This window comes from Pseudomonas mucidolens, from assembly GCF_900106045.1.
GTDB classification, from domain to species: Bacteria; Pseudomonadota; Gammaproteobacteria; order Pseudomonadales; family Pseudomonadaceae; genus Aquipseudomonas; species Aquipseudomonas mucidolens.
In genome coordinates this window covers 4,833,608-4,848,312 of sequence record NZ_LT629802.1, presented here as the reverse complement: position 1 = coordinate 4,848,312, position 14,705 = coordinate 4,833,608, and the positions used below count along the sequence as shown (strand labels likewise).

The 14,705-nt window shown below is 55.3% G+C and carries 8 protein-coding genes, 2 tRNA genes and 2 rRNA genes; 6 read left to right on the top strand and 6 right to left on the bottom strand.

What is annotated here, in order from left to right:
- Nucleotides 1–96: 96 nt before the first annotated feature.
- The 6 genes from BLU75_RS22210 to BLU75_RS22185 form a co-directional block, all read right to left on the bottom strand.
- Nucleotides 97–312: a DUF1127 domain-containing protein gene (locus tag BLU75_RS22210; protein WP_003187413.1), complete on the bottom strand. Its 216-nt coding sequence runs from the start codon at nucleotides 310–312 to the stop codon at nucleotides 97–99.
- A 318-nt stretch (nucleotides 313–630) separates the two neighbouring features.
- Nucleotides 631–2,124 carry an acetyl-CoA hydrolase/transferase family protein gene (locus BLU75_RS22205; protein ID WP_084378473.1) on the bottom strand — a complete coding sequence of 498 codons (1,494 nt, stop codon included), beginning with the start codon at nucleotides 2,122–2,124 and terminating at the stop codon, nucleotides 631–633.
- Between the two features lie 180 nt (nucleotides 2,125–2,304).
- Nucleotides 2,305–3,741, bottom strand: coding sequence for an NAD(P)(+) transhydrogenase (Re/Si-specific) subunit beta (locus BLU75_RS22200; RefSeq protein WP_084378474.1), 1,437 nt, complete (start codon nucleotides 3,739–3,741; stop codon nucleotides 2,305–2,307).
- On the bottom strand, nucleotides 3,741–4,064 hold the full coding sequence (locus tag BLU75_RS22195) for an NAD(P) transhydrogenase subunit alpha part 2 (RefSeq protein WP_003187010.1): 324 nt from the start codon (nucleotides 4,062–4,064) through the stop codon (nucleotides 3,741–3,743). Before BLU75_RS22195 ends, BLU75_RS22200 begins: the two co-directional genes overlap by 1 nt.
- Before the next feature lie 15 nt (nucleotides 4,065–4,079).
- Nucleotides 4,080–5,201 carry a Re/Si-specific NAD(P)(+) transhydrogenase subunit alpha gene (locus BLU75_RS22190; RefSeq protein WP_084378475.1) on the bottom strand — a complete coding sequence of 374 codons (1,122 nt, stop codon included), beginning with the start codon at nucleotides 5,199–5,201 and terminating at the stop codon, nucleotides 4,080–4,082.
- Nucleotides 5,202–5,650: 449 nt separating this feature from the next.
- Nucleotides 5,651–6,550: a LysR family transcriptional regulator gene (locus BLU75_RS22185; RefSeq protein WP_084378476.1), complete on the bottom strand. Its 900-nt coding sequence runs from the start codon at nucleotides 6,548–6,550 to the stop codon at nucleotides 5,651–5,653.
- 157 nt (nucleotides 6,551–6,707) lie between these two features.
- Here BLU75_RS22185 and BLU75_RS22180 point away from each other — a divergent pair, with 157 nt between their 5' ends.
- The 6 genes from BLU75_RS22180 to BLU75_RS22150 all read left to right on the top strand — a co-directional run bounded on the left by BLU75_RS22180 (nucleotide 6,708) and on the right by BLU75_RS22150 (nucleotide 14,699).
- A complete protein-coding gene (locus BLU75_RS22180) occupies nucleotides 6,708–7,889 on the top strand; it encodes an acyl-CoA dehydrogenase (protein ID WP_084378477.1) in 1,182 nt (393 codons plus the stop codon).
- A 13-nt stretch (nucleotides 7,890–7,902) separates the two neighbouring features.
- Nucleotides 7,903–9,123, top strand: a complete 1,221-nt coding sequence (locus BLU75_RS22175; RefSeq protein ID WP_084378478.1) for a CaiB/BaiF CoA transferase family protein — start codon at nucleotides 7,903–7,905, stop codon at nucleotides 9,121–9,123.
- 648 nt (nucleotides 9,124–9,771) lie between these two features.
- Nucleotides 9,772–11,308: ribosomal RNA gene (locus tag BLU75_RS22165) — 16S ribosomal RNA — on the top strand.
- Between the two features lie 81 nt (nucleotides 11,309–11,389).
- Nucleotides 11,390–11,466 (top strand) — tRNA-Ile (locus BLU75_RS22160).
- Between the two features lie 30 nt (nucleotides 11,467–11,496).
- A tRNA-Ala gene (locus BLU75_RS22155) sits at nucleotides 11,497–11,572 on the top strand.
- Nucleotides 11,573–11,805: 233 nt separating this feature from the next.
- Nucleotides 11,806–14,699: ribosomal RNA gene (locus tag BLU75_RS22150) — 23S ribosomal RNA — on the top strand.
- The 16S and 23S rRNA genes sit together here with 2 tRNA genes alongside, the layout of an rRNA operon.
- Nucleotides 14,700–14,705 lie beyond the last annotated feature (6 nt).

The window sequence follows — 14,705 nt, the reverse complement described above, 5'->3', positions numbered from 1 at the left end:
AACAAAACCCGCATCCGGTTACCCGGAGCGGGTTTTGCTATAACAATTCGGGGTGCTGGCGTTGGACCCGGCAGGTCAGGGCCAGCAAGCGCTAAATCAGCGCCAGAACGGCTTGCTCAGCTCTTCGTAGCGTTGAGCTTCGCTAATCCCGGCATCAGCCAGCAGACGCGAGTCCAGACGAGCCAGTTGATGGCGGCTGGAGATGCGGCGCTGCCACAACATCAGGTTGGCGAGAACGCGCAGAGGCAGGGAAGCCTGGGTGTTTACAGCTTTTTCTTCGAAGAACAGTTCGGAACTGAGTGTACGTTCCATGATGACATCCTTCCGCTTGTGGCGGGATTAGGTAGTGGTTTAACTGATGCCAATGATCCTCCTCCGGCGCAAGACTCTCTAGATACAGTTCACCTGTATTGTGAGGGGCCAGTTAACTGTTTATAGCGGCTGTACTGTCCTAAAATGGACAAACCGTACCTGTCGGCACTTAAATGGTGCGTTTTAGGTGTTTTCGCGGGGTTGAGTAAGGTGTTTCTGTAGGAAATGACCGGTACAGCAGTACAGTTTTTGTCATGGGGTGAGTCGGCGTGGCAAGGCGGATACCACTGTATTGGCATCCGCCGGGTTCTGTTTCAATTACGCCTTGAGCATATGTCCGGTTTCTTCCAGATTGATATGCCAACTCAGGGCATCGCGCAGGATGTGTGGCGTGTGGCCGCCTATTGCGCAGGCTGCTGTGAAGTAGCCGTTCAGCGCGTCGCGATAGTCCGGGTGCACGCAGTTGTCGATGATCACGCGTGCCCGCTCCCGTGGGGCCAGGCCGCGCAGGTCGGCCAGGCCCACTTCGGTCACCAGGATGTCGACGTCATGTTCAGTGTGGTCGACATGGCTGACCATCGGTACCACGCTGGAAATCGCCCCGCCCTTGGCAATCGACTTGGTCACAAAGATCGCCAAGTGTGCATTCCGAGCGAAATCCCCCGAACCGCCGATGCCGTTCATCATCCGCGTACCGCAAATGTGGGTGGAGTTGACGTTGCCGTAGATGTCGAACTCCAGCGCGGTGTTGATGCCGATGATGCCCAGGCGCCGTACCACTTCGGGGTGGTTGGAGATTTCCTGTGGGCGCAGCACGAGTTTGTCCTTGTAGCGTTCCAGGTTGCCGAATACGTCGGCATTGCGCCGTTCCGACAAGGTGATTGAGCTGCCGGAGGCGAAGCTCAGCTTGCCCGCGTCGATCAGGTCAAACGTCGAGTCCTGGAGCACTTCGGAGTACATGCTCAGGTCTTCGAAAGGTGACTCGATCAGGCCGCACATCACTGCGTTGGCAATATTGCCGATACCCGCCTGCAGGGGGCCGAGCTTGTTGGTCATGCGGCCTGCGTCAACTTCCTGCTTGAGGAAGTTGATCAAATGATTGGCGATCCACTGGGTATCGCTGTCGGGTGGGGTGACGGTGGAGGCGGAATCGGCCTGATTGGTGATGACGATGGCGACGATTTTCTCCGGCGGGATCGGGATTGCGGTGCTGCCGATACGATCGTCGACCTTGACCAGCGGGATCGGCGTACGCGTTGGCCGGTAGGTCGGGATATAAATGTCGTGCAGGCCTTCCAGGTTCGGGTTGTGCGCCAGATTGATCTCAACGATCACCTGCTTGGCGAAAATCGCGAAGCTGGCCGAGTTGCCCACCGAGGTGGTCGGTACAATATGGCCTTGCTCGGTAATGGCCACGGCCTCGATCACGGCAATGTCCGGCAACTTGAGCTGATTATTGCGCAACTGCTCGACGGTTTCCGACAGGTGCTGATCGATGAACATGACGTCGCCGGCATTGATGGCCTTGCGTAAGGTGCTGTCCACCTGAAACGGCATACGCCGCGACAGCACGCCGGCCTCAGTGAGTTGTTTGTCCAGGTCGTTGCCCAGGCTGGCGCCGGTCATCAAGGTGATTTTCAACGGCGAGGTCTTGGCGCGTTCGGCCAGGGCGTGGGGCACGGCCTTGGCTTCACCGGCGCGGGTAAAGCCGCTCATGCCGACGGTCATGCCGTCCTCGATCAGGGCGGCAGCCTCGGCGGCGCTCATGACCTTGTTCAACAGCGAAGGCAAGCGGATACGATCACGGTACATGGATGGTTATCTCGGGCAACGGAAGCAAGGTGGGCAGTCTAGTGATTTGAAAAGATTTCGTCCCGCTACCATGGTCGAATGCCAGGCAGCGATTTAGAGCCTTTGGTCGGGTTTTATCCGTTAATAAAAAACCCCAGCCTACTGCAGGCCGGGGTTTGGGGTATTGCGCTGGAGCAGTGTTTATTCGACGGCCTTGACCATATCTTCGATGACTTTCTTGGCGTCGCCGAAGACCATCATGGTCTTGTCCAGGTAGAACAATTCGTTATCCAGGCCGGCATAACCACTGGCCATCGAACGCTTGTTGACGATGATGGTCTTGGCCTTGAACGCTTCGAGGATCGGCATGCCGGCAATCGGCGACTTTGGATCGTTCTTCGCGGCGGGGTTGACCACGTCGTTGGCGCCGAGCACCAGCACCACGTCGGCTTGGCCGAACTCGGAGTTGATGTCCTCCATCTCGAACACTTGGTCGTAAGGCACTTCTGCCTCGGCCAGCAACACGTTCATATGCCCAGGCATGCGACCGGCCACCGGGTGGATCGCGTACTTCACGGTTACGCCGTGATGCGTCAGCTTCTCGGTCAGCTCTTTCAGCGCGTGCTGTGCCCGTGCAACCGCCAGGCCGTAGCCGGGAACGATAATCACGGTGTCGGCGTTGGTCAGCAGGAAGGTCGCGTCGTCAGCCGAACCGGATTTTACCGGACGGGCTTCTTTCGAGCCCGCCGGACCGACAGCCTCCGCGGTATTGCCGAAACCACCCAGCAATACATTAAAGAAGGAGCGGTTCATCGCCTTGCACATGATGTACGAGAGAATCGCGCCGCTCGAGCCCACCAGGGAGCCGGCGATGATCAGCATCGAGTTGTTCAACGAGAAGCCGATACCGGCCGCCGCCCAGCCCGAATAGCTGTTGAGCATCGAGACCACCACCGGCATGTCGGCGCCGCCAATCGGGATGATGATCAGCACGCCGAGCACGAACGCCAGCGCCAGCATCAGCGCGAAGGCGCTGAGGTTGCCGGTGAACATGAACACCAGGCCCAGGCCCAGAGTGGCCAGGCCCAGCACCAGGTTCAGCTTGTGCTGGCCGCCGAACTGTACCGGTGCGCCCTGGAACAGGCGGAACTTGTACTTGCCCGAAAGTTTGCCGAAGGCGATGACCGAGCCGGAGAAGGTGATGGCACCGATGGCGGCACCGAGGAACAGCTCCAGGCGGTTGCCCGCGGGAATCGGATCTCCCAGCAGTTTGACGATGCCCAGGGATTGCGGCTCGACCACCGCCGCGATGGCGATAAACACCGCGGCAAGACCGATCATGCTGTGCATGAAGGCCACCAGCTCTGGCATCTTGGTCATTTCTACGCGTTTGGCCATGATCGAGCCGGCGGTGCCGCCGATCAGCAGGCCAACGATCACATAGCCGATGCCGGCGGTGGCAAGTTCTGCGCCGAGCTTATAAATCAGGCCGACGGTGGTGAGCACCGCCAATGCCATGCCAAGCATGCCAAACAGGTTGCCGCGCCGGGACGTGGTCGGGTGCGACAGGCCTTTGAGGGCCTGGATAAAGCAGATCGACGCGATCAGGTAGAGCGTCGTGACAAGGTTCATGCTCATTACTTGGGCGCCTCTTCTTTTACGGCTTTCGGGGCTTTTTTCTTGAACATCTCAAGCATGCGGCGAGTCACCAGGAAGCCGCCGAATACGTTTACTGCGGCCAGGGCTACGGCCAGCGTGCCCATAGTCTTGCCCAGCGGCGTGACGGTCAGCGCGGCAGCGAGCATGGCGCCAACGATGACAATCGCCGAAATCGCGTTGGTCACCGCCATCAATGGCGTGTGCAGCGCGGGGGTGACGTTCCAGACCACGTGGTAACCGACATAAATCGCCAGCACGAAGATGATCAGGTTGTAGATACCGGGGGAGATAAGCTCTTCCATCGTCTGAATCCCTGCTTAGGCGTTTTTGCGGATGACTTGGCCGTCGCGGCACATCAAGCACGCGGCGACGATGTCGTCTTCGAGGTTGATTTCAAACTGCCCTTCCTTGGTGAACACCAGTTTCAGGAAGTCCAGCAGGTTGCGCGCATAAAGAGCCGAGGCATCGGCCGCGACGGCTCCGGCCAGGTTGGTAGGGCCGCAAATGGTCACGCCATTCTCCACCACCACCTGGTCAGCGACGGTCAGCGGGCAGTTGCCGCCCTGGGCTGCGGCGAGGTCGATGACCACCGAGCCAGGTTTCATCTGCGCGACGGTCTCGGCGCTCAGCAGTGTTGGTGCCTTGCGCCCGGGAATCAGTGCGGTGGTGATGACGATGTCGGCTTGTTTGGCGCGCTCGTGCACGGCCAGCGCCTGGCGCTGCATCCAACTGCTGGGCATGGGGCGCGCGTAGCCGCCGACGCCGACGGCGCATTCGCGTTCCTCATCGGTCTCGTATGGCACATCGACGAACTTCGCACCCAGGGATTCGATTTGTTCCTTCACCGCCGGACGCACGTCGGAGGCTTCGATCACCGCACCCAGGCGTTTGGCCGTGGCGATCGCCTGCAGGCCCGCGACGCCGGCCCCGAGGATCAGCACGCGCGCCGCTTTCACGGTACCTGCGGCGGTCATCAGCATCGGCATGAAGCGTGGATAGTGATGGGCGGCCAACAGCACCGCCTTGTAGCCCGCGATGTTGGCCTGGGAGGACAACACGTCCAGGCTTTGTGCACGGGAGGTGCGCGGCGCGGCTTCAAGGGCAAAGGCGGTGATGCCGTGTTCGGCCAGTCTGGTGATGGTTTCGTTACTGAACGGATTGAGCATGCCCACCAACACGGTGCCGCTTTTAATCAGCGTCAGTTCGCTATCGCTGGGCGCGACCACCTTGAGAATCAATTCGGCACCGAACGCGTCGCTGGCACTGCCAATGGTTGCGCCCGCCGTTTCATAAGCACTGTCGACGACGCTGGCATTAATGCCAGCCCCGCTTTGTACAGTGACCTTATGGCCCTGGCCGATCAGCTTCTTGATGGTTTCCGGGGTTGCAGCAACCCGCGTTTCACCGGTCTGGGTTTCGAGAGGAACACCAATGTGCACGTCAAATCTCCTGCATGATCTTTTTGCTTTTGATTTTTGTAAAAAGGCCAGTGCACCGTGAGTGGCACATCTGGGGCGGCCGATCAGCACGATCCCGCTTAAATGACAGCGGGGCGCGGCATTTTGCAGGCGAACTTTACGACCTTCAAGGGATTATGACGGGTGACGAAAAATTAACTACAAGTCATCCTGTGACTGATTGTCGCATTCACTGAGAATTAACCGTTTAAATACAATAAATTATGAGTATCACAAAAAAAAATGATTTTTTCCCATCGCTGATATGAATGGTCGGTTATGGAACCGTGATTGTCGCTGGAAGCCTTATAGCTCATGGCTTGGAGGAGGTTTTCTGCCAGATAGGTACAGTCTGCATAATTGCGACAAATACGTATATCTGTAGGGCCTGATATTAGTTGACTACAGGGTCAGCAAATCACGCGAACCCTTTAAAAGTGTAGGGTGTAGCGGTGTGACTGGTCGATCAGCCAGTCTCTGAATGCGTGCAAAGACGCGGATTCGACTTTTCGCTCGGGGATCATCAGGTAATACGCCTTGGTGCTGCTTAATGTTTGTGGATTGGCGATCACCAGTTGTTTGTCGTTCAGCTCTTTTTGAATCAGGAACGGCGGAATCAGCGCAATGCCCATGTCATGCATGGCCGCTTGCGACAACATGGAGAATAGCTCGTAGCGTGGGCCTGTCATGTCGCGAGGGATGTTCAGGTGCTGGGCGCTGAACCATTGGCGCCACGCGTAGGGGCGAGTGGTTTGTTGAAGTAGCGGTAGCTCGGCAATTTCTTCTGCGCTGAAGTGCGGCCGGTTCTCAAGTAATCGCGGGCTACATACCGGGAGTGGGTTTTCTCCCATTAATCGGTGGGATTCGGTACCTGACCAGTCGGCATCCCCGAAATAGATCGCTGCATCGAACTCGGTGTCGGCAAACAGGAACGGGCGCGTGCGGTTGGTCAGGTTTACCGTGACTTCGGGATGTTGTTGCTGGAAATCCCTGAGACGTGGAATCAGCCATTGAGTACCAAATGTGGGCACCACCGCCAGTTCGATGACGTTGGCGCCCTGCTGGCCCATCACCGATAGCGTGTCACGTTCAACGGCGTCCAGCTGCGCCGCGACCCTGCGACTGTAGGAAAGTCCGGCTTCAGTCAGTTTGACGCCGCGGCGTGAGCGTCGAAACAGCTCGACACTCAAAAACTCTTCAAGGCTGGCGATCTGTCGGCATATGGCGCCCTGGGTAATGGAAAGCTCCTGCGCCGCCTTGGTAAAGCTCTCGTGACGGGCGGCGGCTTCAAAGCTGACCAGGGCCGTGGTGCTGGGGATTTTCCTGCGCATGTACCGTACCCTCACTAATAAAAGGCAAAAATGCCCTTTTAAATCTTCACGAAGTGAGAAATTAGCACAAGGCTATGCAAAAACCTCGTTTGCCCTCCTCGCCTGTCCGGCCTAGGCTCCACCCACGACTTTTGATTTTCTTCGCGAGGACTCACTCATGGGTGGCAAGGCAAGCTTCAACTGGATCGATCCGCTGCTGCTGGATCAACAGCTCACTGAAGAAGAACGCATGGTGCGCGACAGTGCCGAGCAATTTGCCCAGGACAAGCTGGCGCCGCGTGTGCTTGAAGCCTTCCGCCATGAAAAGACCGATCCTGCGATTTTCCGTGAAATGGGTGAAACCGGCCTGCTGGGTGCCATGATTCCGGAGCAGTACGGCGGAAGTGGTCTGAACTATGTCAGTTATGGGCTGATTGCTCGTGAAGTCGAGCGTGTCGACTCTGGCTATCGTTCGATGATGAGCGTGCAGTCATCCTTGGTCATGGTGCCTATCAATGAATTTGGCACCGAAGCCCAAAAGCAGAAATATTTGCCCAAGCTGGCCTCCGGCGAGTGGATTGGTTGTTTTGGTCTGACCGAGCCAAACCATGGTTCTGACCCAGGCGCGATGATCACGCGTGCGCGCAAGGTGGACGGTGGCTACAGCCTTACTGGCAGCAAGATGTGGATCACCAACAGCCCGATTGCCGATGTATTTGTGGTCTGGGGGAAGGACGATGCCGGCGATATTCGCGGTTTTGTCCTGGAAAAGGGCTGGAAAGGCCTCAGTGCGCCGGCGATCCACGGCAAGGTCGGTCTGCGCGCTTCTATCACCGGCGAAATCGTCATGGATAACGTGTTCGTGCCTGAAGAAAACATCTTTCCCGATGTGCGAGGTTTGAAAGGTCCGTTCACCTGTTTGAACTCGGCACGCTACGGGATCTCCTGGGGCGCATTGGGGGCCGCGGAGTTTTGCTGGCACACGGCGCGCCAGTACACCCTGGATCGTCAGCAGTTCGGTCGCCCGCTGGCGGCCACGCAACTGATCCAGAAGAAGCTGGCGGATATGCAGACTGAGATCACGCTTGCCCTGCAAGGCTGCTTGCGTCTTGGGCGGATGAAGGATGAAGGTACGGCGGCGGTAGAGATCACCTCGATCATGAAGCGTAATTCGTGTGGCAAGTCCCTGGATATTGCGCGCATGGCGCGTGACATGCTCGGTGGTAATGGTATCTCCGATGAATTCGGGGTTGCCCGCCACTTGGTCAATCTGGAAGTGGTGAATACCTATGAGGGTACCCACGATGTGCATGCGCTGATCCTGGGTCGTGCGCAAACCGGTATTCAAGCGTTCTATTAATAGGAGGGCGACCATGGGCGCGCTATCGCACCTGCGGGTACTGGATCTGTCACGTGTATTGGCCGGTCCCTGGGCCGGGCAAATCCTCGCTGATCTCGGGGCTGAAGTGATCAAGGTCGAGCGACCTGGGAATGGTGACGACACGCGTGCCTGGGGCCCGCCCTTTCTAAAGGATGCCTCGGGCGAAAACACCAGCGAAGCTTCGTACTATTTATCGGCCAATCGCAATAAAGAGTCAGTGACCATCGACTTCACGCGGCCGGAAGGGCAGTCGCTGGTTCGCGACTTGGCGGCAAAGTCGGACATCCTGATTGAGAATTTCAAGGTAGGTGGGCTGGCGGCTTACGGTCTGGATTATGAGTCGCTCAAAGAGCTCAATCCTGAACTGATCTACTGTTCTATCACCGGGTTTGGCCAGACAGGTCCTTATGCTGGGCGTCCGGGATATGACTTTATGATTCAGGGGCTGGGCGGACTCATGAGTTTGACGGGGCGTCCCGAGGGTGATGAGGGTGAAGGGCCGGTCAAGGTGGGGGTCGCGCTGACCGATATCTTGACTGGACTCTACTCCACCGTAGCGATTTTGGCGGCGTTGGCTCACCGCGATCATGATGGCGGGGGGCAGCATATCGATATGGCGTTGTTGGATGTGCAGGTGGCCTGTCTGGCCAATCAGGCCATGAATTACCTGACCACGGGGGTGTCGCCCAAGCGGTTGGGTAACGCCCATCCGAATATTGTGCCGTATCAGGATTTTCCTACGGCTGATGGCGATTTCATTTTGACCGTTGGTAATGACGGGCAGTTTCGCAAGTTTGCCCAGGTCGCAGGACAGCCGCAGTGGTCGGATGATCCGCGATTCGCTACTAACAAGCTGCGGGTAGCGAATCGAGCGGTCCTTATTCCTTTGATTCGTCAGGCCACGGTATTCAAGACGACAACCGAGTGGGTGACCCAGCTCGAGCAGGTTGGAGTGCCGTGTGGGCCGATCAATGATTTGGCACAGGTATTTGCAGATCCCCAGGTGCAGGCGCGGGGGCTGGCTATTGAGTTGCCCCATGCGCTAGGAGGAATGGTCCCGCAGGTGGCCAGCCCTATTCGCCTTTCCAAAACGCCGGTCGAGTATCGGAGTGCTCCTCCCTTGCTGGGTGAGCATACGGCGAAGGTGCTCCAGCAAATATTGGGGATGGAGGCGGCGAATGTCGCCGCGTTGAAGGCGGCGGGGGTCATCTAGCCCAGTTCTCCTATATAGAAGAGTAGGCGCCATGTCGTGGGTCTATATAGGAGACGTCCTGGTTACTCTTTAGCCATTGCTAACTAATTGATTGGAATCTGAAATTAACGGTTGACGGGGAATTATATCTGTCTATAATTCGCCCCACTTCCGGCGCAGTCGAAACGGAAAACCCCTTGGTAAACAAAGAGTTATGCGGAGTTCGACAGCGGCCTGCTTCAGATCATCGAAGCCTGGAAGAAGTTGCTGGAGCAAGGTTGTACGGCTCTACCAACGGTTCGATCTTCTCGGTCGAAAGCGGTAAAAAAGAGGTGTTGACAGCAGCGTGTAACGCTGTAGAATTCGCCTCCCGCTAACGAGAGATCGGAAGCGCAAGTGGTTGAAGTTGCAGAGGAAACTTTGAAAACTTCTTAAAATAACCGCTTGACAGCAACAGAGGCTGCTGTAGAATGCGCGCCTCGGTTGAGACGAAAGATCTTAACCAACCGCTCTTTAACAACTGAATCAAGCAATTCGTGTGGGTGCTTGTGGAGTCAGACTGATAGTCAACAAGATTATCAGCATCACAAGTTACTCCGCGAGAAATCAAAGATGTAACCAACGATTGCTGAGCCAAGTTTAGGGTTTCTTAAAAACCCAAAGATGTTTGAACTGAAGAGTTTGATCATGGCTCAGATTGAACGCTGGCGGCAGGCCTAACACATGCAAGTCGAGCGGTAGAGAGAAGCTTGCTTCTCTTGAGAGCGGCGGACGGGTGAGTAATGCCTAGGAATCTGCCTGGTAGTGGGGGATAACGTTCGGAAACGGACGCTAATACCGCATACGTCCTACGGGAGAAAGCAGGGGACCTTCGGGCCTTGCGCTATCAGATGAGCCTAGGTCGGATTAGCTAGTTGGTGGGGTAATGGCTCACCAAGGCGACGATCCGTAACTGGTCTGAGAGGATGATCAGTCACACTGGAACTGAGACACGGTCCAGACTCCTACGGGAGGCAGCAGTGGGGAATATTGGACAATGGGCGAAAGCCTGATCCAGCCATGCCGCGTGTGTGAAGAAGGTCTTCGGATTGTAAAGCACTTTAAGTTGGGAGGAAGGGTTGTAGATTAATACTCTGCAATTTTGACGTTACCGACAGAATAAGCACCGGCTAACTCTGTGCCAGCAGCCGCGGTAATACAGAGGGTGCAAGCGTTAATCGGAATTACTGGGCGTAAAGCGCGCGTAGGTGGTTTGTTAAGTTGGATGTGAAATCCCCGGGCTCAACCTGGGAACTGCATTCAAAACTGACTGACTAGAGTATGGTAGAGGGTGGTGGAATTTCCTGTGTAGCGGTGAAATGCGTAGATATAGGAAGGAACACCAGTGGCGAAGGCGACCACCTGGACTGATACTGACACTGAGGTGCGAAAGCGTGGGGAGCAAACAGGATTAGATACCCTGGTAGTCCACGCCGCAAACGATGTCAACTAGCCGTTGGGAGCCTTGAGCTCTTAGTGGCGCAGCTAACGCATTAAGTTGACCGCCTGGGGAGTACGGCCGCAAGGTTAAAACTCAAATGAATTGACGGGGGCCCGCACAAGCGGTGGAGCATGTGGTTTAATTCGAAGCAACGCGAAGAACCTTACCAGGCCTTGACATCCAATGAACTTTCTAGAGATAGATTGGTGCCTTCGGGAACATTGAGACAGGTGCTGCATGGCTGTCGTCAGCTCGTGTCGTGAGATGTTGGGTTAAGTCCCGTAACGAGCGCAACCCTTGTCCTTAGTTACCAGCACGTAATGGTGGGCACTCTAAGGAGACTGCCGGTGACAAACCGGAGGAAGGTGGGGATGACGTCAAGTCATCATGGCCCTTACGGCCTGGGCTACACACGTGCTACAATGGTCGGTACAAAGGGTTGCCAAGCCGCGAGGTGGAGCTAATCCCATAAAACCGATCGTAGTCCGGATCGCAGTCTGCAACTCGACTGCGTGAAGTCGGAATCGCTAGTAATCGCGAATCAGAATGTCGCGGTGAATACGTTCCCGGGCCTTGTACACACCGCCCGTCACACCATGGGAGTGGGTTGCACCAGAAGTAGCTAGTCTAACCTTCGGGAGGACGGTTACCACGGTGTGATTCATGACTGGGGTGAAGTCGTAACAAGGTAGCCGTAGGGGAACCTGCGGCTGGATCACCTCCTTAATCGACGACATCAGCTGCTCCATAAGTTCCCACACGAATTGCTTGATTCATTGAAGAAGACGAAAGAAGCAGCCCGAAATTGGGTCTGTAGCTCAGTTGGTTAGAGCGCACCCCTGATAAGGGTGAGGTCGGCAGTTCGAATCTGCCCAGACCCACCAATTTTGTGTGGGAAACGCCTGTAGAAATACGGGGCCATAGCTCAGCTGGGAGAGCGCCTGCCTTGCACGCAGGAGGTCAGCGGTTCGATCCCGCTTGGCTCCACCACTACTGCTTCTACTGTTTAAAGCTTAGAAATGAGCATTCCATTGTGATGATGGTGAATGTTGATTTCTAGTCTTTGATTAGATCGTTCTTTAAAAATTTGGGTATGTGATAGAAAGATAGACTGAACGTTACTTTCACTGGTAACGGATCAGGCTAAGGTAAAATTTGTGAGTGATTGCGAATTTTCGGCGAATGTTGTCTTCACAGTATAACCAGATTGCTTGGGGTTATATGGTCAAGTGAAGAAGCGCATACGGTGGATGCCTTGGCAGTCAGAGGCGATGAAAGACGTGGTAGCCTGCGAAAAGCTTCGGGGAGTCGGCAAACAGACTTTGATCCGGAGATGTCTGAATGGGGGAACCCAGCCATCATAAGATGGTTATCTTGTACTGAATACATAGGTGCAAGAGGCGAACCAGGGGAACTGAAACATCTAAGTACCCTGAGGAAAAGAAATCAACCGAGATTCCCTTAGTAGTGGCGAGCGAACGGGGACTAGCCCTTAAGTGGCTTTGAGATTAGCGGAACGCTCTGGAAAGTGCGGCCATAGTGGGTGATAGCCCTGTACGCGAAAATCTCTTAGTCATGAAATCGAGTAGGACGGAGCACGAGAAACTTTGTCTGAATATGGGGGGACCATCCTCCAAGGCTAAATACTACTGACTGACCGATAGTGAACTAGTACCGTGAGGGAAAGGCGAAAAGAACCCCGGAGAGGGGAGTGAAATAGATCCTGAAACCGTATGCGTACAAGCAGTGGGAGCCCACTTTGTTGGGTGACTGCGTACCTTTTGTATAATGGGTCAGCGACTTATTTTCAGTGGCGAGCTTAACCGAATAGGGGAGGCGTAGCGAAAGCGAGTCTTAATAGGGCGTCTAGTCGCTGGGAATAGACCCGAAACCGGGCGATCTATCCATGGGCAGGTTGAAGGTTGGGTAACACTAACTGGAGGACCGAACCGACTACCGTTGAAAAGTTAGCGGATGACCTGTGGATCGGAGTGAAAGGCTAATCAAGCTCGGAGATAGCTGGTTCTCCTCGAAAGCTATTTAGGTAGCGCCTCATGTATCACTGTAGGGGGTAGAGCACTGTTTCGGCTAGGGGGTCATCCCGACTTACCAAACCGATGCAAACTCCGAATACCTACAAGTGCCGAGCATGGGAGACACACGGCGGGTGCTAACGTCCGTCGTGAAAAGGGAAACAACCCAGACCGTCAGCTAAGGTCCCAAAGTTATGGTTAAGTGGGAAACGATGTGGGAAGGCTTAGACAGCTAGGAGGTTGGCTTAGAAGCAGCCACCCTTTAAAGAAAGCGTAATAGCTCACTAGTCGAGTCGGCCTGCGCGGAAGATGTAACGGGGCTCAAACCATACACCGAAGCTACGGGTATCATCTTCGGATGATGCGGTAGAGGAGCGTTCTGTAAGCCTGTGAAGGTGAGTTGAGAAGCTTGCTGGAGGTATCAGAAGTGCGAATGCTGACATGAGTAACGACAATGGGTGTGAAAAACACCCACGCCGAAAGACCAAGGTTTCCTGCGCAACGTTAATCGACGCAGGGTTAGTCGGTCCCTAAGGCGAGGCTGAAAAGCGTAGTCGATGGAAAACAGGTTAATATTCCTGTACTTCTGGTTATTGCGATGGAGGGACGGAGAAGGCTAGGCCAGCTTGGCGTTGGTTGTCCAAGTTTAAGGTGGTAGGCTGGAATCTTAGGTAAATCCGGGATTCTAAGGCCGAGAGCTGATGACGAGTTACCCTTTGGGTGACGAAGTGGTTGATGCCATGCTTCCAAGAAAAGCTTCTAAGCTTCAGGTAACCAGGAACCGTACCCCAAACCGACACAGGTGGTTGGGTAGAGAATACCAAGGCGCTTGAGAGAACTCGGGTGAAGGAACTAGGCAAAATGGCACCGTAACTTCGGGAGAAGGTGCGCCGGTGAGGGTGAAGGACTTGCTCCGTAAGCTCATGCCGGTCGAAGATACCAGGCCGCTGCGACTGTTTATTAAAAACACAGCACTCTGCAAACACGAAAGTGGACGTATAGGGTGTGACGCCTGCCCGGTGCCGGAAGGTTAATTGATGGGGTTAGCTAACGCGAAGCTCTTGATCGAAGCCCCGGTAAACGGCGGCCGTAACTATAACGGTCCTAAGGTAGCGAAATTCCTTGTCGGGTAAGTTCCGACCTGCACGAATGGCGTAACGATGGCGGCGCTGTCTCCACCCGAGACTCAGTGAAATTGAAATCGCTGTGAAGATGCAGTGTATCCGCGGCTAGACGGAAAGACCCCGTGAACCTTTACTATAGCTTTGCACTGGACTTTGAATTTGCTTGTGTAGGATAGGTGGGAGGCTTTGAAGCGTGGACGCCAGTCTGCGTGGAGCCAACCTTGAAATACCACCCTGGCAACTTTGAGGTTCTAACTCAGGTCCGTTATCCGGATCGAGGACAGTGTATGGTGGGTAGTTTGACTGGGGCGGTCTCCTCCTAAAGAGTAACGGAGGAGTACGAAGGTGCGCTCAGACCGGTCGGAAATCGGTCGTAGAGTATAAAGGCAAAAGCGCGCTTGACTGCGAGACAGACACGTCGAGCAGGTACGAAAGTAGGTCTTAGTGATCCGGTGGTTCTGTATGGAAGGGCCATCGCTCAACGGATAAAAGGTACTCCGGGGATAACAGGCTGATACCGCCCAAGAGTTCATATCGACGGCGGTGTTTGGCACCTCGATGTCGGCTCATCACATCCTGGGGCTGAAGCCGGTCCCAAGGGTATGGCTGTTCGCCATTTAAAGTGGTACGCGAGCTGGGTTTAGAACGTCGTGAGACAGTTCGGTCCCTATCTGCCGTGGACGTTTGAGATTTGAGAGGGGCTGCTCCTAGTACGAGAGGACCGGAGTGGACGAACCTCTGGTGTTCCGGTTGTCACGCCAGTGGCATTGCCGGGTAGCTATGTTCGGAATAGATAACCGCTGAAAGCATCTAAGCGGGAAACTAGCCTCAAGATGAGATCTCACTGGAACCTTGAGTTCCCTGAAGGGCCGTCGAAGACTACGACGTTGATAGGTTGGGTGTGTAAGCGCTGTGAGGCGTTGAGCTAACCAATACTAATTGCCCGTGAGGCTTGACCATATAACA